This window comes from Deinococcus aerolatus (genome assembly GCF_014647055.1).
GTDB lineage: Bacteria > Deinococcota > Deinococci > Deinococcales > Deinococcaceae > Deinococcus > Deinococcus aerolatus.
In genome coordinates this window covers 183,703-201,617 of sequence record NZ_BMOL01000003.1, presented here as the reverse complement: position 1 = coordinate 201,617, position 17,915 = coordinate 183,703, and the positions used below count along the sequence as shown (strand labels likewise).

The 17,915-nt window shown below is 69.1% G+C and carries 16 protein-coding genes; 8 read left to right on the top strand and 8 right to left on the bottom strand.

All coding sequences use genetic code 11. From position 1 onward, the window contains the following. Positions 1–74 precede the first annotated feature (74 nt). Positions 75–2,423 carry a transglycosylase domain-containing protein gene (locus IEY31_RS05415; RefSeq protein ID WP_188969758.1) on the top strand — a complete coding sequence of 783 codons (2,349 nt, stop codon included), beginning with the start codon at positions 75–77 and terminating at the stop codon, positions 2,421–2,423. Between the two features lie 112 nt (positions 2,424–2,535). Here IEY31_RS05415 and IEY31_RS05410 read toward each other — a convergent pair whose 3' ends face one another. The 3 genes from IEY31_RS05410 to IEY31_RS05400 all read right to left on the bottom strand — a co-directional run bounded on the left by IEY31_RS05410 (position 2,536) and on the right by IEY31_RS05400 (position 5,648). After that, entirely contained in the window at positions 2,536–4,029 is a 1,494-nt protein-coding gene (locus IEY31_RS05410; RefSeq protein WP_188969756.1) for a tripartite tricarboxylate transporter permease, read from the bottom strand. Next, complete coding sequence (locus IEY31_RS05405) at positions 4,029–4,541, bottom strand: tripartite tricarboxylate transporter TctB family protein (RefSeq protein WP_188969754.1); 513 nt, start codon at positions 4,539–4,541, stop codon at positions 4,029–4,031. Before IEY31_RS05405 ends, IEY31_RS05410 begins: the two co-directional genes overlap by 1 nt. A gap of 150 nt (positions 4,542–4,691) precedes the next feature. After that, a complete protein-coding gene (locus IEY31_RS05400) occupies positions 4,692–5,648 on the bottom strand; it encodes a Bug family tripartite tricarboxylate transporter substrate binding protein (protein ID WP_188969752.1) in 957 nt (318 codons plus the stop codon). Positions 5,649–5,853: 205 nt separating this feature from the next. Here IEY31_RS05400 and IEY31_RS05395 point away from each other — a divergent pair, with 205 nt between their 5' ends. From IEY31_RS05395 to IEY31_RS05380, 4 genes are all read left to right on the top strand, one after another. Then, entirely contained in the window at positions 5,854–7,467 is a 1,614-nt protein-coding gene (locus tag IEY31_RS05395) for an ATP-binding protein (protein WP_188969750.1), read from the top strand. After that, positions 7,464–8,162, top strand: coding sequence for a response regulator (locus tag IEY31_RS05390; RefSeq protein ID WP_188969748.1), 699 nt, complete (start codon positions 7,464–7,466; stop codon positions 8,160–8,162). The genes IEY31_RS05395 and IEY31_RS05390 overlap by 4 nt, the downstream gene beginning before the upstream one ends. A gap of 174 nt (positions 8,163–8,336) precedes the next feature. Next, entirely contained in the window at positions 8,337–10,715 is a 2,379-nt protein-coding gene (locus IEY31_RS05385; RefSeq protein WP_188969746.1) for a penicillin acylase family protein, read from the top strand. Positions 10,716–10,816: 101 nt separating this feature from the next. Continuing rightward, positions 10,817–11,416, top strand: a complete 600-nt coding sequence (locus IEY31_RS05380; RefSeq protein ID WP_188969744.1) for a single-stranded DNA-binding protein — start codon at positions 10,817–10,819, stop codon at positions 11,414–11,416. Positions 11,417–11,493: 77 nt separating this feature from the next. On the opposite strand, the gene IEY31_RS05375 is transcribed toward IEY31_RS05380, so the two are convergent. Continuing rightward, positions 11,494–13,104: a S49 family peptidase gene (locus tag IEY31_RS05375; RefSeq protein ID WP_188969742.1), complete on the bottom strand. Its 1,611-nt coding sequence runs from the start codon at positions 13,102–13,104 to the stop codon at positions 11,494–11,496. 100 nt (positions 13,105–13,204) lie between these two features. Next, on the bottom strand, positions 13,205–13,867 hold the full coding sequence (locus IEY31_RS05370) for a c-type cytochrome (RefSeq protein ID WP_188969741.1): 663 nt from the start codon (positions 13,865–13,867) through the stop codon (positions 13,205–13,207). A 129-nt stretch (positions 13,868–13,996) separates the two neighbouring features. Between IEY31_RS05370 and IEY31_RS05365 the strand changes: the two genes are divergently transcribed. Beyond that, the gene (locus tag IEY31_RS05365; RefSeq protein ID WP_188969739.1) at positions 13,997–14,764 is read left to right on the top strand and encodes a helical backbone metal receptor; all 768 of its coding nucleotides are present in this window, start codon (positions 13,997–13,999) and stop codon (positions 14,762–14,764) included. Between the two features lie 6 nt (positions 14,765–14,770). On the opposite strand, the gene IEY31_RS05360 is transcribed toward IEY31_RS05365, so the two are convergent. Together IEY31_RS05360 and IEY31_RS05355 are read right to left on the bottom strand one after the other, a co-directional pair. Then, positions 14,771–15,241, bottom strand: a complete 471-nt coding sequence (locus IEY31_RS05360; RefSeq protein WP_188969737.1) for a hypothetical protein — start codon at positions 15,239–15,241, stop codon at positions 14,771–14,773. Positions 15,242–15,288: 47 nt separating this feature from the next. Further along, positions 15,289–15,873: a TetR family transcriptional regulator C-terminal domain-containing protein gene (locus IEY31_RS05355; protein WP_188969735.1), complete on the bottom strand. Its 585-nt coding sequence runs from the start codon at positions 15,871–15,873 to the stop codon at positions 15,289–15,291. 138 nt (positions 15,874–16,011) lie between these two features. Here IEY31_RS05355 and IEY31_RS05350 point away from each other — a divergent pair, with 138 nt between their 5' ends. Together IEY31_RS05350 and IEY31_RS05345 are read left to right on the top strand one after the other, a co-directional pair. Beyond that, the gene (locus IEY31_RS05350; protein ID WP_188969733.1) at positions 16,012–16,614 is read left to right on the top strand and encodes a DoxX family protein; all 603 of its coding nucleotides are present in this window, start codon (positions 16,012–16,014) and stop codon (positions 16,612–16,614) included. An 87-nt stretch (positions 16,615–16,701) separates the two neighbouring features. After that, positions 16,702–17,265 (top strand): MOSC domain-containing protein, encoded by a 564-nt coding sequence (locus tag IEY31_RS05345; RefSeq protein WP_188969732.1) that lies wholly within the window; start codon positions 16,702–16,704, stop codon positions 17,263–17,265. Here IEY31_RS05345 and IEY31_RS05340 read toward each other — a convergent pair. Continuing rightward, positions 17,252–17,914: an LrgB family protein gene (locus IEY31_RS05340; RefSeq protein ID WP_188969730.1), complete on the bottom strand. Its 663-nt coding sequence runs from the start codon at positions 17,912–17,914 to the stop codon at positions 17,252–17,254. The genes IEY31_RS05345 and IEY31_RS05340 overlap by 14 nt on opposite strands. Between the last annotated feature and the right edge of the window lies 1 nt (position 17,915).

Genomic DNA, 17,915 nt, shown 5'->3' with positions numbered 1-17,915 from the left:
CCGATGACCGGCCTGCCCACAGACCGTGACGCCTCTTTCGGCGTTTGGTGCCCTGCCCCGCTAGAGTGGAAGCGATGAGGTTTCTGGTTGGTCTGAGCCGCTTTGTGGCGATTGCGCTGTTGTTGGCGGCGCTGGGTGTCCTGGCCCTGTGGTGGATGTGGGGCCGTGACCTGCCCAGCGTGACCGATCTGGACGTGCTGGAGGTCAGTGGGCAGACCCGCGTGTATGACCGCCAGGACACCCTGATCGGCACCCTGACGCCCAGCCTGAGCAGTTCGGGCGGCACCAACCGCAACCTGCTGAAGCTGGGGCAGATCAGCCCGTGGCTGCAAAAGGCGGTGGTGACCAGCGAGGATCGCCGCTTCTACGAGCACCACGGCGTGGATTACATCGGCATTGCGCGGGGGCTGATCAAGGGGCTGCTGCAAAACGATCTGGAGGGCGGATCGAGCATCACCCAGCAGGTGGTCAAGAACACGCTGCTCTCGGACCTCCAGGCGGCGCGCACCGCAGAGCGCAAGTTCAAGGAGGCGGTGCTGGCCTATCAGTTGGACCGCAACTACGACAAGGAGCGTATCCTCAACGCCTACCTCAATATCATCTACTGGGGCGACGGGGGCCGCGACGACATTCTGGGCGCGGGGACGGCAGCGCGGGCGTACTTCGGCAAGCCTGCCTCTGACCTGAACCTGGCCGAGAGCGTGTATCTGGCGACGATCATTCCCGCCCCCAACCGCCGCTACAAGCAGTTCGCCGCCTTCCGCCCGCTGATGAAGGACCTGCTCTCGCGCATGGTGGAAGACGGGCGCGTCACGCAGGCCGAGGCCGACGCCGCGTGGAAGACCGCGATCTACCCGGCTGGCTGGCGCATCGGCTGGAACGCCGACGGCACGCTGCGCAGCGCCGTGCTGGAAAATCCGGGCCGGCTGCAGGACAACATGAACGTGGCGGAAGCCGTGCAGGGCACCGGGCGCTACGCCTACCAGTACTATCTTCAGGCCGTCGAAAAGGAGTTGCTGCCCATCATCGGGCGTAAGGCGCTGTACGGCGGCGGCAAGATCGTGACCGGCATGAGCCTGAGCGCGCAGCAGTCCGCCGAACGGGCCAGCCTGAACGCCTCACTACCCGACGGTGCCACCCTGGGCATCGCGCTGGTCAGCCCGCAGAACGGCGAGGTGCTGGCGCTGGTGGGTCAGAAGCTGACCGGCGGGCGGCCCGGCGACTGGGACAACGCCACCCAGGCCAAGCGGCAGGTGGGCAGCTCGATCAAGCCTCTGCTGTACACGCTGGCGCTGCAGGCCGGCTGGAAGCAGAGCGACACGGTGCTGGACTCGCCGCTGCTGAACACCTCGTACCAGCCGCAGAACTACGACGGGCGCTGGACCGGGCGCTACGTGACCATGCGCTACGCGCTGGACCACAGCCTGAACCTGCCCACCGTGCGGATCGCGCAGGAACTGGGGGTGCAGAACTTCGAGGCCAAGCTGCGGGAACTGGGCCTGACCCCGCCGCCCGAGGCCGGGCTGTCGCTGAGCATCGGCACCCTGGAGGCCAGCCCACTTCAGATGGCCGCCGCCTACGCCACGCTCGCCAACGGCGGGCTGTACTACAAACCCAGCTTGGTCCGCAGCGTGCAGGACGCGCGCGGCGTGTCGCTGTACACCCGGCCTGCCCCCACTCCAAAGCGGGTCTGGGACGCGCAGACCGCGTGGCTGGGCCTGGACATGATCCGGGGCGTGGTCAATGACCTGACGGTGGCCCAGGGTGGCCTGGCCACCCGCGCCCAGATCGAGGGCCGTCAGGTGGGCGGCAAGACCGGCACCACCAACGAGATTAAAGACCTGTGGTTTGCGGGCGTCACGCCCACCGTGGCCGGGGCGGTGTGGGTGGGCCGGCAGGAGGGCGGCGCCCTGCCGTACTGGGCCTACAGCGGCGAGATTCCCACGCCGATCTGGCAGCAGACCGTCGCCGGGGCGCTCGCGGGCCAGCCGGTCCAGACCTTCAAGGAACCGGACGGCATCACCTACCGGGTGGTCCGCCAGGTGGAGATGGCCTTCCGCACCGCCCAGGCCGATCAGGAACCCACCGCCCGTGACGGCACCGGCAACAGTGGCAGCAGCTTCTTTCGCCGTGACCGCCCGGCCGCGCCGGAGACGGTCCCGCCTGCCGTGCAGACCGAACTGTCGCCCGAGCCGCCTGTTCCCGAAGCGGAGCCGGAGCCCGTGCCGGACCTTGAAGTGGCCCCCGCCGTGGAGGAGATCCCCGCCGGTCCCATCACGGACGGGGAAGAGGTGGCCCCGCCCGAAGTGCTTCCCGGCGGGGACGTCTACGATTCGGTCCCCGCCGAGCCGGAGCCGCTGCCGGAGGTTGTGCCTGATGGGCCGTACACCGCGCCGGGAGAGGAGATTCCGCCGCTGAACTGAGGGACGCTGCCCCTCTTGCTGGCAGTGGGAGGTTCGGCAACCTCCCTGAAGCTCACGCCATAGAAAAGCCCCCTCCGCACGGGAGAGGGCAGGTCGGGTGAGGTGAGTGGCCTTACGCTGCCCGACGCGACGCCCGGTATTTCAGCACCTGCGGCACCAGCAGCGCGGCCAGCACGCACAGCATCAGGAAGGCGGTCAGCGGCTGGCGCACGAAGATCGAGAAGTCCCCGTTGCTCTGCTGCAGCGCCGTGCGGAACTGCGCTTCCGCTGTTGGCCCCAGCACCACGCCGATGATCGCGGGCGTGACCGGGAAATCGAAGCGGCGCATGCCGTAGCCGATTACGCCGAACAGCGCCAGCAGGCCCAGATCAAAGACGCTGTTGTTCAGCGAGTACACACCCACCGTGCTGAACACCAGAATCCCAGCGTACAGAAAGGGGCGCGGAATCAGCAGCAGCCGGGCCCACACCGGCGCCAGCGGCAGGTTCAGCGCCAGCAGCATCACGTTGCCGATGTACAGGCTGGCGATCAGGCCCCACACCAGTTCACCGTTGGTCAGAAACAGCAGCGGTCCCGGCTGCAGCCCGTACTGCTGGAAGGCGGCCAGCAGAATGGCGGCGGTGGCGCTGGTGGGCAGGCCCAGCGTGAGCAGCGGCACCAGCACGCCCGCCGCGCTGGCGTTGTTGGCGGCCTCCGGGCCGGCGACACCCTCGATGGCCCCGTGGCCGAATTCTTCCGGGTGCTTGGACAGCCGTTTTTCCAGCGTGTAACTCAGGAAGGTCGGGATTTCCGCGCCGCCCGCCGGAATCGCCCCGAAGGGAAAGCCCAGGGCTGTGCCGCGCAGCCACGGCCCCCAGCTACGGCGCCAGTCCTGCTTTGACATCGTGGCGCCGCCTTCCAGCTTGATCACGTCGCTCTTGCCCTTGCGCAGGCGGCTGGCGACATATAGCGTCTCGCCGATGGCGAACAGGCCGATCACCACGGTGATGAAGTCGATGCCGTCCAGCAGTTCCGGGCGGCCCAGCGCGAAGCGGGCCTGACCGCTTTGCAGGTCGGTGCCCACCAGCCCGATCGCCAGTCCCATGAACAGGCTCAGCAGGCCGCGCAGTGGGCTACCGCCGAAGGTGGCGCTGATGGTCACGAACGCCAGCATAATCAGCGCAAACTTGGCGCTGGGCGTGATCTGCACGGCAATCTCGGCAATGGCAGGTGCGGCGAAGGTCAGCAGCAGCGTGCCAATGGTGCCCGCAATGAACGAGCCGATGGCGGCGGTGGCCAGCGCGGCGGCGGCGCGGCCCTTGCGGGCCATCTTGTTGCCCTCCAGCGCGGTGATGATGCTGGCCGACTCGCCCGGGGTGTTCAGCAGGATAGAGGTGGTGCTGCCCCCGAACATCCCACCGTAATAGATGCCCGCGAACATGATAAAGGCGCTGACGGCCGGCAGTTTGGCCGTCACCGGCAGCAGCAGGGCCACCGTCAGCGCCGGGCCGATGCCGGGCAGCACGCCCACCAGCGTGCCCAGCGTGACGCCGATCAGCGCCCACAGCAGGTTGATGGGGGTCAGCGCGGTTTCAAAGCCCGCCAGCAGAGAGGTCAGGGCCTCCATTACAGGACGCCTTTCAGGACGCCGGGCGGCAGGTTCAGGCCCAGGCCGCGCGTGAAGGCCACGTAGGTGACCAGGGCCACGGCCAGCGCCACCCCGGCCATCAGGCCGACGCGGCGCTCACCGAAGGCCCATGCCACGCTGAAGTACATGATGGCGGTGCCGATCACGAACCCTGCGGTGGTCAGCACCGCCGCGCCCAGCACGAAGCCGCCCAGGATGATGCCGGGAGACGCCAGATTGACCGGCACCGTCAGGTCCGTGTCCTCCTCGGCGGCAGGTTCGGCGCGGTCACCGCGCAGCACGCTCACGGTCAGCAGCAGCCCCAGCACGGTCAGGCCCACGCTGACGATCAACGGAAAGACGCGTGGCCCCACCACCGCATTGATGCCAAAGGGAATCTCACGGCTGCCGAGAAACAGCGCGGCCCCCAGTGCGGTCAGGGCTAAGGCCACCAGCAGGTCCGGAACGCTGATGGGTGGGCGGGTGGAAGGGGTGGGCGGGGGCTGGGTCATGGGGGCTCCTGCAGGGAATGAATGAGAGGTCAACAGGTTGAGCGGGGCGTGGCACGCTCAACGGGAGGCGGCGCCAAACGAGGTGGGGCGCCAAAGAAAGGGGCGGAGGGGCCGTGGAACTCCCCTCCGCCCCACCGCCGGGTCAGCGGCTCACTTCACCAGGCCGATGCTCTGCAGCACTTCCTTGGTGCGGGCTGCTTCCAGCTTGAGGTACACGTCGAACCTGCTGCCGCTCAGGTACAGATCGGTCCAGTTGCGGGTGGCCAGGGTGTCTTTCCACTGCTTGCTGGCGTGCATCTTGTCCATGGCGGCGACCAGCGCGGCCTTCTCGCCCGCGCTGATGCCGGGGGCGGCCACGATGCCGCGCCAGTTGGCCAGTTCCACGTTCAGGCCCTGCGACTTGAGGGTGGGTACGGGAATCCCCGCCTGAGGCTTGGCCGAGCTGATGCCGATGGCGCGCAGCTTGCCAGCCTTGATCTGGGCCTCGAACTCACCGTAACCGGCCACGCCCGCCGCCACCTGGTTGCCCAGCAGGGCCGCCAGCGTCTCGCCGCCGCCGCTGAACGGCACGTAGTTGACCTTCTTGGGGTCAATCCCGGCGGCCTTGGCCACCAGCCCCACCAGCATGTGGTCGGTGCCGCCGGCGCTGCCGCCCGCAAACGCCACCTTGCCGGGATCGGCCTTCCACGCGGCCACCAGATCGGCCATGTTCTTGTGGGGGCTGGCGGCAGGCACCACGATGACCTCGTACTCGCCGGTCAGGCGGGCGATCGGGGTCACGCGGCTCAGGTCCACCTTGGAGCTGTTGGTCTGGATGGCGCCCACCATCACCAGGCCCATGGTCATCAGCAGGCTGCCGTCGCCCTTGGCGTTGTACAGCTGCGCCAGACCGATGGTACCGCCCGCGCCGGGCACGTTGAACACCTGCACCGGCTTGACGATGCCCTGTTCCTGCAACACGGTCTGAATGGCGCGGCTGGTCTGGTCCCAGCCGCCGCCGGGGCTGGCCGGGGCCATGATGCGCAGGTTGTTGACGCCCTGGGCCAGGGTGGCGGGCGCGGCGAGCAGCAGAGCGGACAGGGCAAGGACAATATTCTGGTGCTTCATGATGGAACCTCCGAAAAGTGATGCGCGGTGAGGCGCGGGTTTGGATTGTGCGTGGAATGAAGCGTAGCCCCCCGGTGGAATCGAAGCAAGAGGAAGAGGCCGTCTGGCACGCCGTTTTTCGTGAGCGCAATGCACAGCCGTGAACACAATGCACGGAACCGGGTCAGCCTGGGCAGGCACGGTTCTAGAATGACCGGCAACGCTGATGACCCCTGCCTCCCGCCCCCATTCCAGCCTGCCCAGAGGAGGGCTGCAAGGCCGTCTGGTGCGCTGGCATCTGGCGGTGCTGTGCGGCATGACGGCGTTGCTGGTGGGCGTGCAGTCGTGGCAGCTGTACGGCGAGGCCCGCGCGCGGCTGGGCGAGCGGGCGCTGACGGCCAGCCGTCTGGTGGCCCGGCTGCCGGAGGTGGTGGTGGGCGCGGCGTCCGGCCAGCCCAACCCGGCACTGAACGCCCGTGTCAACTCGCTGCGCGGCGCGGCAGAGGCCGACTTTATCGTGGTGGGGGACCGTGCGGGCCTCCGGCTGGCGCACCCGGTGCCGGCGCGGCTGGGCCTGCCGATGGAGGGGGGCGATAACGCTGAACCCTTCGCGGGCCACGAGATCGTGAGCGTGGCGCGCGGCAGCCTGGGCGTCAGCGTGCGCGGCAAGGTCCCGGTGTGGCAGGCCGGAGAGGTGGTGGGCGTGGTCAGCACCGGTTACCTGATGCCGCAGGTGTGGTCCCTGGTGGGCGAGGCGCTGAGTGGTCTGGCGCCGTGGTTCGTGCTGGCGCTGGCGCTGGGCAGTGGGGGCGCGGTGTGGGCGGCCCGCCGGCTGCGCGCCGAGATCCTGAACCTGGAGCCGGAGGAAATCGCCGCGCTGGCCCGGCAGCAACGCGCCGTGCTGGCCGCGCTGCGCGAGGGCGTGATCGCGGTGGACGCGGCGGGAAGGGTCACGCTGGTCAGTGACCGTGCCGCCGAGGTGCTGGGCCAGCGCCCCACCCCGTACCCGCTGGAGCAGGGCTGGCCTGAACTAGCCCGCCTGACGCGCGGCGGCGTGGCGGCCCGGCAGCAGAACCTGGAACTGACCCTGCGCGGCGAGCCGCTGCTGGTCAACTTGGAGCCGCTGGAGGGCGGCGGTTTCGTCTCGGGTTTCCGGGACCGCGCACAGGCGCTGGCGCTGGCTGAGGAGCTGACCCACGCCCGCGGCTTCGTGGACGTGCTGCGCGCCCAGACGCATGAGTACCAGAACCGCCTGCACGTTATTTCCGGCCTGCTGCAACTGGACCGCCCGGAGGAAGCCCTGCGCGTGCTGAACGCCGAGATCCGCTCGGACGCCCAGTTCCGGCAACTGCTGCGCGACGTCCAGGTGCCGCGTCTGGTGGCGCTACTGGCCGGCAAGCGCGAGCGGGCGCAGGAGCTGGGCATCGAGTTCGCGGTGGCCGAGGGCAGCGTCCTCTCGCCTGTTTGGGAACGGCACGCCGACACGCTGGTCACGGCGGTGGGCAACCTGACCGAGAACGCCTTCGAGGCGCTGGCCGGCCAGCCGGGCCGCGTGACCGTGTCCATCGGCGAGGACCCCGAGGGCGTGCAGATCGAAGTGGAGGACAGCGGTCCTGGCGTGCCGGACGGCCTGGGCGAGCAGGTTTTCGTGCGTGGCGTGAGCAGCAAGGGCGAGGGGCGGGGGCACGGGCTGGCCGGGGTGCTGGCCCGCGTGGGGGCGCTGGGCGGGCACCTGCGGCACCACCGGCGCGGCGGGCAGACCGTGTTCGAGGTCAGCCTGCCCGCACCGCTGCCTGCGCTTTCCACTCCTTCCGCGCCGGCTGAACAGGTGGGTGGATGACGCCCGCTCCCCCCGTGCGCGTGCTGCTCGTCGAGGACGATCAACGCGTGGCCCGCGTCAACCGTGACCTGCTGGAGCGGGACCCCGGCGTGCATGTGGTGGGCAGCGCTGCCAGCTGCGCCCAGGGCGACGCGCTGGCCCGCGCCCTGCAACCGGATCTGATCCTGCTGGACGTGCATCTGCCCGACGGCAGCGGTCTGGGCCTGCTGCACCACTGGCGTGCGGCGGGCCTCCTGACCGACGTGGCCCTGATCACCGCCGCCGATGACGAGGCCAGCGTGCGGCTGGCGCTGGCGCACGGGGCCTTCGACTACCTGATTAAGCCGTTCACCGGTGCGCGGCTGGCTGAACTGGTGGCCCGTCACCGCGCCCGCCGTCCCGCGCATGAGGGCGGGCCGCGGCTGGACCAGGCCGAGCTGGACCGGGTGCTGGGTGTGATCCCCAGCGCCGTGGGGGGCCTGCCGCGCGGCATTGACCCGCATACCCTGGAGCGGGTGGCCGCCGCCCTGCGCGCTGCGGCAGGTAGCGTCAGCGCTGAGGACCTGGGCGAGCGGGTGGGCCTGAGCCGCGTGACCGCGTGGCGCTATCTGGAACATCTGGTCCGCACCGGGGAGGCCAGCCTGGACCACCACTACGGGCAGTCGGGGCGGCCCGCCAAGCTTTACCTCTCCACCGACACGTCTGACGCGAGGTAAAGACCTGCTGGGCGGGATTGCAGAGCTGAACGCTTGTATTTCCCTGCCGCCCACCTGTCATGCGTCTCCGGACAGGCCGCGCGCAGGCGTGCTGTCCCCTGTGACCCTGCCAGTCGCTATGCTGCACGTCACCAAATTGCACTCAATACAAACATTCATCTAGGGGGAGACTCAATGGCACGACGTGGATCGGTGGGGCATGCGTTAAAGGGAATAGGGAGGGGGCTGCTGTGGTTGTTGCTGATCGTGCTGGTGGCGGTACTGGGCGTGGTGTTGTGGGCCAGGGCCACGTCCACGCCGCAGGTAAGCGGTGAGGTCACCCTGGGCGGTCTGAGCGGTCCGGCCACCGTCACCCGTGACAGGTGGGGCGTGCCGCACATCCGCGCGCAGACCGACGAGGACGCCGTGTTCGCGCTGGGCTACGTGCACTGGCAGGACCGCGCGTGGCAGATGGACTTCCAGCGCCGCGTGGTGGCGGGCCGCCTGTCCGAGGTGCTGGGCGCACCCGCGCTGGCCCAGGATAAATTTCTGCGGACCTGGGGCTTTCAGAAGGCCGCCGAAACGGTGCTGCCCGCCCTCTCGGAGCAGGCCCGCCGTCTGGTGCAGGCCTACACGGCGGGCGTGAACGCCGCGATGGCGCAGGGCCAGGTGGCGCCTGAATTCCGCATCCTGGGCTACACGCCTGAACCCTGGAAGGAGGTGGACAGCGTGTCCTGGAGCAAGCTGATGGCCTATGACCTGGGCGGCAACATGGAGGACGAGGTGCTGAACACCCGCGTCATGCAGCGCCTGGGACAGCAGGGGCTGGACGAGGTCACCGCCCCCTACCCAGCGGACGGCCCCACCATCCTCAGCGGCGATGAGCTGGCGAAGACGGGGACGCAGCCGGGGGCCGGCTTGGACACCGCCACGCTGCCGGAGTCGGCCATCGACGCCCTGCAGGCCCATCTGAACGCCGCCCGCGAGCTGGGCTTGCAGGCGGTTCCGGGCAAGGGCAGCAACGACTGGGTGATCGGCGGCAGCCGCACTGCCAGCGGCAAGCCGATCCTGGCCGACGATCCGCATCTGGCGCTGACCAGCCCGATGCTGTGGTATCTGGCCGATCTCCAGGGTCCAACCCTGAAGGCCATCGGGGCCAGCATTCCGGGCCTTCCCGCCATCGTGATCGGGCGCAACGAGCGCGTGGCCTGGGGCGTGACCAACACCAACCCCGACGTGCAGGACCTGTACATTGAACCCGCCGACGCTTCGTTCACCCAGCGCCAGGAAATTATTAAGGTCAAGGGCGGCGACGACGTGACCCTGACTGTACGCGAGAGCCGACACGGCCCGGTGGTCAGCGACGCGGGCGCGTCCGACGTGGGGCCGCGCGTGGCCCTGCGCTGGACCGCCCTGCAACCCGGCGACACCACCATGGATGCCTTTCTGGGGCTGAACTACGCCCAGAACTGGGACGACTTCAAGGCGGCCCTGACCCGCTACGTGGCCCCCAGCCAGAACTTCGTCTACGCCGACGTGGACGGCAACACCGGCTACTACGCGCCGGGCCGGGTGCCGCTGCGCGACGGCTGGGACGGCAGCCTGCCGGTCAGCGGCGATGGCAGCCGCGAATGGACCGGGTTCATTCCCTTCGAGGGCCTGCCGCACACCTACAACCCCGCCGACGGCCTGGTGGTCACGGCCAACAACAAGGTCGTGCCGGACAGCTACGCCTACAGCCTGGGCAACGAGCGCAACTGGGCCGAGCCGTACCGCGCCGCGCGCATCACCGACCTGCTGACCGCCAAGCCCGACGGCCTGACCGTGCAGGACGTGAAGGCGGTGCAGCTCGATACCGTCAGCCTGGTGTGGCAGGACATGAAGGACGCGCTGCTGGCCACGCAGCCTGACGGCGAGCTCAGCCGGCAGGCGCTGGAGCTGCTGCGCGGGTGGGACGGCAACATGCGGGCCGACGCCGTGGCCCCCACCGTCTTCGAGGCGTGGCTGATGCAGCTGCAGAAGATGGCCCAGGATGAGCTGGGCAACGCCGCCACCCTCAATAGCCTGAGCGTCCTGAAACAGCTCCAGTCCGACGGCGAACTGTGCCGCAACGTGGCTGCCCAGATTCAGAACTGCGCTGCCGAGCTGCGCGCCAGCCTCGGGCGCGCGGCCGACGACCTGAGCGCCCGCCTGGGGGCCGATCCGGCGGACTGGACCTACGGCCGACTGCATCAGGTGGCCAGCAACCACCGCGCTTTCGGCGACGTGACGGCGCTGGCGTGGCTGTTCAACCACAGTGCGCCCACCAGCGGCGGGACCAACACCGTGAACGTCGCCCGCCCTGAGCAGGGCACTTTCCGGCAGACCCACGGCGCCAGCTACCGCCAGATCATTGACCTGAGCGACATGAACAGCAGCGTGTTCATCGGCAGCCTGGGCCAGGGCGGCAACCCGCTGGGCGACCACGTCAGCGATCAGCAGCCCATGTGGATAGAGGGCCAGTACCTGCCCATGAGCACCGACGCGGCAGACTGGGGCCGCGTGCGGACGCTGACACTGACGCCCGGAACTTAGCTGGCCCGGAAATCGGCTGGGGGAGCGGCAACTCCACGCCGCCAACAAACGCCAAACCCCTCCTTAGACTTTTGGCCCCCCGGCCCTTTAGACTTCCGGACATGCCTGAATTTGACCGCGTGCGCGAAGCCCTCCGCGCCAGCATGAGCGCCTGGGCCACCCTGGAAGTACGGGGGGACCAGGCGCGCGTCATTCCCGTTCCGGACCTGGATCAGCTGGCCCTGCACCTGGAGGCGGCCGACCCGCAGTGGGCGCTGGCCTGGGCCTGCGACAGCGTGCAGCCCCCGGTGGTCCGCGCCCGCCTGACCCTGCTGGGCGTGACCCGCGAGGGCCTGTCGGGCGGCCACACCCTGAACGACGCCAAATGGGCCGCGCTGGCCGACGCGGCCCGCAGTTTCGGCGTGGCCCCCGCCGGGGAGATTCCCTGGGTGGAATACGACGCCGAGGACGGACCCAACACCTCGGATCTGGAGGACGTGACGCCGCTGCCTGGCCCGCCCGCCGCCGCGCCGCTGCCGCCGGAGCCGCCGCGCGACCCGCAGATGGAAAAGGCCCGCAACCACATCGATGACCTGCTGGACCAGCTCAAGGCGGCGGGCCGGGGGGGAGAGGCCGCCCGCATCCTGATGCGCGGCTACGGCGAGACGCTGGAAGAGAGCCGGGCCATCTACAAGGAACTGCACGCCATCCTGAAAAGCTGAGCGCCGTTCCAATCACCAGAACGCCCCTCGTCCATGACGGGAGAGGGGCGTTCTGGTGGTCTGATCAGGTTTGGATCTCAGCGCACCTTCACTTCCTGATCGAACCACGTTAGCACCCGTTCGCGGCCAAAGGGCCAGACGTTGATCTGAGCGGCGCGGCCAGCCTCCTGCACGAATTCGGGCAGGGGTCCGGCGTTCCTGGGGGTGGCGGTGTACACCGGGGCGTCGTAGGGCAGCCCGGCGAATTCGCAGGCGCGCTCGATGCCGGTGCGCAGGTCACCCAGCTCGTCCACCAGCCCGCGTTCCAGCGCGTCGTGGCCGCTCCAGATGCGCCCGCGCCCCAGGGCATTGACTTGGTCCCTGCTCATCTTGCGGCCCTCGGCCACCCTGGAGGTGAAGCGCTCGTAAACCTCCAGAATGCCGCGCTCGACGTGCTGGCGTTCGTCGTCGTTGTAGGGGCGGCTGGCGCTGTACATCAGGGCGCGGTCGCGGCCCACCCGTTCGGGATTGAGGCCCTGGCGGGCATTGAATTCCTGCAGGATCGGCTTGCCGCTCACCACGCCGATGCTGCCGGTCAGGGTGTACGGCGAGGCGACGATGTGTCTGGCGTGCGTGGCGACGTAGTACCCGCCGCTGGCCGCGTACTCGCCCATAACCACCACCACCGGCTTTTCGCTGGTGGAGACCTCGCGCCACATCAGGTCCGAGGCCAGCGCGCTGCCGCCGCCGCTGTTGACGTACAGGACGATGGCGCGGGTGTCCTTGTCCTCTTTTGCCCGCTTGAGCGCCGCCACCACCGTGTCCGATCCGGCCATCGGGCCGCCCAGGAGTGGCAGGGGCAGCGCGTTGTTGCGGCTCTTGCCCGTCACGATGGTGCCGATCACCGGCACAATCGCCACCTTACCTGCCTTCGGGCTGCCGAATTTGCGCGGCATCAGCAGGTCAATCACGGCGGCCAGCGGACGGGTACCGGGACCGACGAGTTCGTCCTCGTAGGCCACCTTGGTGATCAGGCCGGCGTCCAGCGCCCCCTGCGCGCTGGTCAGGTCGCCGGCCAGCCACGCGGCAGCCACCCCGCGCTCCACGCCACGCGCCGCTGCCAGATCATCGGCCCAGGCGGCTTCCAGACCGTCGATGTAGGCCTGAAGCTGCTCGCGGTTGGCGTCGTCCATGTGGTCCTGAGAGAAGCGGGTCAGCGCGGCCTTGTACTCGCGGATTCTCAGGTTCTCGAACTCGATGCCGTGCTTCTTGAGGAACTCGCCCAGATAGGTCTGCTCCAGCCCGAAGCCGCCCAGCAGCACGTCCGCCGATTCGGGCGCGGCAATCTCCTTCGCGCCGCTGGCGGCGATCAGGGCGGTCATGGTCAGCTGAGGCAGGTAGGCCACTACACGCTTATTGGTTGCCAGCCGTCCCAGCATGCCCCGGACCGCGTGTGCGGCGGCGGGGGAGGCCGTGAATTCGGAGATCTTCACGAGCACGCCGTGCAGCCACTCGGCGTTGCCCAGCTTGTCGATGCGGGCTTCCAGCGCCTCCAGCGTCTCGGTGCGGCTGAGCAGCGCGGCAATCGGGTTGCTGGGGTTGCGCTCCGGATACGGTCCGGTGACGTCCAGCACAACCCAGGTCGGGTGGGTCATGCCGCCGGGCAGGTTGGAATCCTTGTTCAGAAAGGGAATGTTGAGGGGAGCCATACCCTTAAACTACGCGGCCCGGCGCGCGAGGGTTCCCGGCAGGCCACCGCCATCAAAAAAGCCTGCCGCGTGGGCAGGCCGGCGGAGCAGCAGTGGAGGGTCAGAAGGTCTTGACGTAGGCAAAGACATTGGCGATATCGGCGTCGGTCAGCTGGGTCTCCGTGAAGCGGGGCATGATGGCGCCCAGTTCCTCGCCGTCGGGCAGCTTGCCCTCGCGCAGCACGGTATTAAACTGGGTGACCGTCCACGACTTGGGACCGTTGGCCAGTTTCAGGCTGGGGCCAATGCCGCCGCCACCGTCCGCGCCGTGACAGCCGGAGCAGTTGCTGACGTACAGCTCCTGGCCTGCCGAGGCGTCACCCTGGGTCTCTCCGGCCACGGCGGTGGCGGCCGGCGGGTTACCGGTGGCGGCCTGCTCGTTGCTGGTGGTGTCTGGGGTGCTGGGTGTGCCGGCCTGGGCCTGCTCGGTGTCGCCGCTGGGCGCGCCGTTGCCACTCATGTCGCCGCCCGGCCGGGCCACGGCCCCCTCGGGTCCGCTGGTGGTGCCGCCGGCCTGATCGGGCTTCACGTCGCCCAGTGCGCCGGGGGCACCCGCCGCACCTGTGGCGGCGACGTTGGCGCTGGGGGCTTCTTCAGAGACGGCGTTGGTCTCGTCATGGGCTTCTGCGTGGTGCGGGGTGGTGGCCATGCGGTAACCCGCAACCGAGCCAGCCAGCGTCAGGGCCAACAGCAGCGTGATGGTGACGGCGAACGTGTTCTTCATGACCCACAGGTTACCACACGGTCAGGGGGCTTTTGACCGCGCTGCACGCGCGGAAAATGCCGAAAGACACAACCGTGAAGGCGTCATGATGGCCCTGCTCCGCGCCGCCGCGTCGCTAGACTGTCCTGCATGGATTGCGGCCCCTCTTCCCCTTTACGGCTGGCCTCCCTGGTGTCCAGCAATTCGGACATTCTGGCGGCGCTGGGCGCGGCGGACTGGGTGGTGGCCGCCGACTCGCACAGCGACGCGCCGGGCCTGGAACGTGCTGTCCGGGTGGGGCCGGACCTCGACATTGATCTGGACGCCGTGGCGCAGACCCGGCCTGATCTGGTCCTCGCCAGCCTCAGCGTGCCGGGCATGCAGCGCGTCGTGGACGGTCTGCACGCTCGCGGCCTGCCGACTTTGATCCTCGATCCGGTTACGGTGGCCGGCACCCTGGATGACATCCGGCTGATCGGGAAGACCATCGGGCTGGAGCGCCGGGGGCAGGAGGTGGCAGCGCAACTTGAAGCGGACCTCGCCAGCCTGCGCCGCGCCTCTCTCCGCCCTCCGCGCGTGCTGGTGGAGTGGTGGCCGCGCCCGATCATCGCGGCCACGCGCGACTCGTGGGTCACGGAACTGCTGGCCGGGATGGGGGCGGTCAATGCCCTGGCCACGCGCCCGGGCCGCAGTACCCCCCTGACGCTGGACGAGGTGCGTGAGGCACAGCCGGACCTGATCGTGTGTTCGTGGTGCGGCGCGAAAAAACTGCGGCCCGAGGTGATCGAGGCGCGTGGGCTGGGGATTCCGGTCATCGCGGTTCCCGAAAGTGGCCTGGGCCGCCCCGGCCCCCGGTTGCTGGAAGGGGCGCGGCAGATCGCGGCGGCGCTGGAGAAGATGGCGTTGGCCGTGACCTGAGCTTGCCTATGCCGGAGCCGCCAGCAGCTCCCGCAGCTGAAAACTGTGGCGCACGGGATGCATTACCGCGTGTTCCAGCATGGCGTCGATCCAGTAGTGCATCCCCGGCGTGTATCTCTCCGGTTCCATGTCCGCATTCTCGGCGGCGGCCAGCGGCACGCGCCACCAGCGCAGCAGACGGTCCAGATAGTCCTGCGCCTGCGCCTCCACGTCCCCAATCTCAGGAACAGCCTCCACCTGCGGATCGGGCAACCCCAGATGCGCGCACATCCTGACCATGTACTGCCCGGACGAGTGCAGCACATGCCGCAGCAGGTGCTGCAACGACTGATAGTGGGCGTCGGGTGTGGCGGGGAGGCGGACGTTCGCCGCCTCGGCCTGCCGCCACACCTCCAGAAACTCGCGCATCTTCTCCTCATGGAGCAGCACCAGCGCCCGCGCGGCACGGGAAAGGTAGGAATCTAGTTCTCCGGTCATGTCGTAGCGTGACAGCTTTCCGGCAGCGCTGACCTCGGCCAGATGGCCTAGTCCCAGCCCAGAATCGCCCGCAGGCCCCCCAGGCAGTCGGCGCGGTAGGCCGCCAGATCGGGTGCCGCGTCGGCCAGAAAGCGTACGCTCAGGCCTTCGACCAGCGCCCGCAGTTGCCGCGCCCGCGTTTGTGCGCCGTCCTCCCCGGCCAGCCGCGCCAGTTCCAGGTCCAGGTCCAGCGTCTGCCGCAGGAAGTCGCGCTGCACGGCCATCAGTTCCGGGTCACGGGTGGCCGCCGCCAGGAAATCCAGCGACACGGTGTAGAAGCGCCGGGTGTTCTGGACGCCGTAAAACTGGTTGTCCACGAAGGCGCGCAGCTTGGCATCGGGCGTGTCGGCCAGCCGCAGCGCCCGCCGCGTCGCCACCGTGATGGTCCGGGTGAACCGCCGCATCACCGCCGAGAGCAGCCCGGCGCGGCTGCCGAAGTGGTACACCAGCGTGCCCCGACTGACCCCGGCGTGTTCGGCAATGTTGGCCAGCGTTACCCCGGCATACCCGCGCTCGTACAGCGCCAGGTACGCCGCCTGTTCCAGCGCCGAGCGCCGGGCGCGGTCCTGAATGGGGTTGACGGTGCGGGCCATAAGACTTCCCAGCATCGGGGCTGGGACGTGGGGAGTCAACTCGAGCAGGTTCGGTGGGCCACGTAATGCGGCGGGCAGAAGCTGCGGAGACAGCAGGGGAGACGGTTGCTCCCTTCCCCTTGCCCAGGAGGCTCCACCATGACCATCCTGCCCACCGCCCCGGCCCCGGCCACCCTGAGAGAACCCGCCATCTCCCGCCTGCTGTTCGCCGATCCGCGGCTGGCTCCCCTGTGGCTGCTGTTGCGCCTGTACGTGGGCCACGAGTGGCTCAGCGCAGGCTGGGGCAAGGTCACCAACCCCGCCGGGGTGTGGGTGGGCGAGAAGGCCGGCGCCGCCGTCACCGGTTTTCTGAACGGAGTGCTGGTCAAGACTGGCGGCGATCACCCGGATGTGGCGGGCTGGTACGGCTGGTTTGTGGAAAATCTGGCCCTGCCCAACGCGGTCGCCTTCTCGTACCTGGTGGCCTACGGCGAACTGCTGGTGGGCGTCGCCCTGATTCTGGGGCTGTTCACGGGCATCGCGGCCTTTTTTGGCGGCTTTCTGAACGCCAATTTCCTGCTGGCCGGCACGGTCAGCAGCAACCCGCTGCTGTTCATCCTGGCGACGTGGCTGGTGCTGGGCTGGCGCGTGGCCGGATGGTGGGGCCTGGACCGCTGGACCCTGCCGCGTTTTGGCGTGATGGAGCATCCCGACACTGTGCGGGCCGATCCGGCGCGGCGCCCGGCAGAGCCCGTCCGCTAACGGAGAACCAGGCGGGGCACCCGGACAGTCATCGTCCGGGTGCTTTCGGGCCTGCCGTGGGCGCGGCGGCCTGTCATACTCAGAGGCATGAAGCTGCTGGGCGTCTGTGTCGGCACCCCGCAGGCCGTGCGGAGCAAATCCGGCTGGACTGGCATCCACAAGCGGCCCGTGGCTGGTGCCGTGTTCATCGGACGTCTGGGGTTAAGCGGCGATCACATCCTGGACACCGAAAACCACGGCGGTCCCGATCAGGCCGTCTACATCTACACCGGGCCGGATTACAGGTTCTGGTCCGCCCGGCTTGGCCGGCAACTGGCGCCGGGCACCTTCGGGGAGAACCTGCTGTTCTCTGACCTTCAGTCCGCCTCCGTGCGGCTGGGCCAGCAGTTTCGGGTGGGCAGCGCGCTACTGGAGGTCACCTTTGCCCGTATTCCCTGCGTGACCCTGGCCGAGCGCATGGGCGATCCCGGTTTTGTGAGGCGTTTTCGTGACGCGGGTCGGCCCGGCATGTACGCCCGCGTTCTACAGGAGGGTGAGGTGCGGGCAGGCGATCCCGTGACCCCTGTCGGGAGCGTGCTGACCGATGCGCCCACCGTTCTCGACAACTTTGAGGCCTTCTTTTCCGGGCAGGAGCCCCTTAGCCCCGGCTGACGCCCGCCACCACCACGGTCACCAGCAGGGCGGCCAGCCCCATGCCAATCGAACTGGCCGCCCCGGTCAGTTCACCCTCCTCGCGGGCGCGGGCGGTCCCGACGCCGTGGGCCACCGCGCCAATCGCCAGCCCACGCGCCAGCGGATGCTTCACGCCGATCAATGTCAGGAAGCCTGGCAGGATCAATGCTCCCACCAGCCCCGACAGCACCGCCAGCGTGGCGGCCAGCGCGGGCGGCGCGCCGGTAAACTGCGCGAGTTGCAGCGCCACCGGACTGGTGGCAGGGGCGGTCAGCAGCGAGCGCTGGGCCTCACCGCTCAGCCCCAGCACGCGCGAGAACAGCACGTCGGCCCCCACGCCCACCAGCGTACCGCTCAGGCCGCCGATCACCAGCGAGCGCCACTGCCTGGCCAGCAGCGCCCGCAGCCGGTACATCGGCACCGCCAGCGCCACGATGGCCGGGGCCAGTAGCGCGGTCAGCGGCCTGACCTCCTCCAGGTAGCGGGCGTGCGGAATGCCGCCGACAAGAAGCACCCCGGCCACGATCAGCGTGGCCACCAGCGTGGGATTGGCCAGCGGCGAGCGCACCCGCAGCTGCAACACCACGCCCAGGGCGAAAGCAATTAACGTCAGCGCGATCCAGGGCACG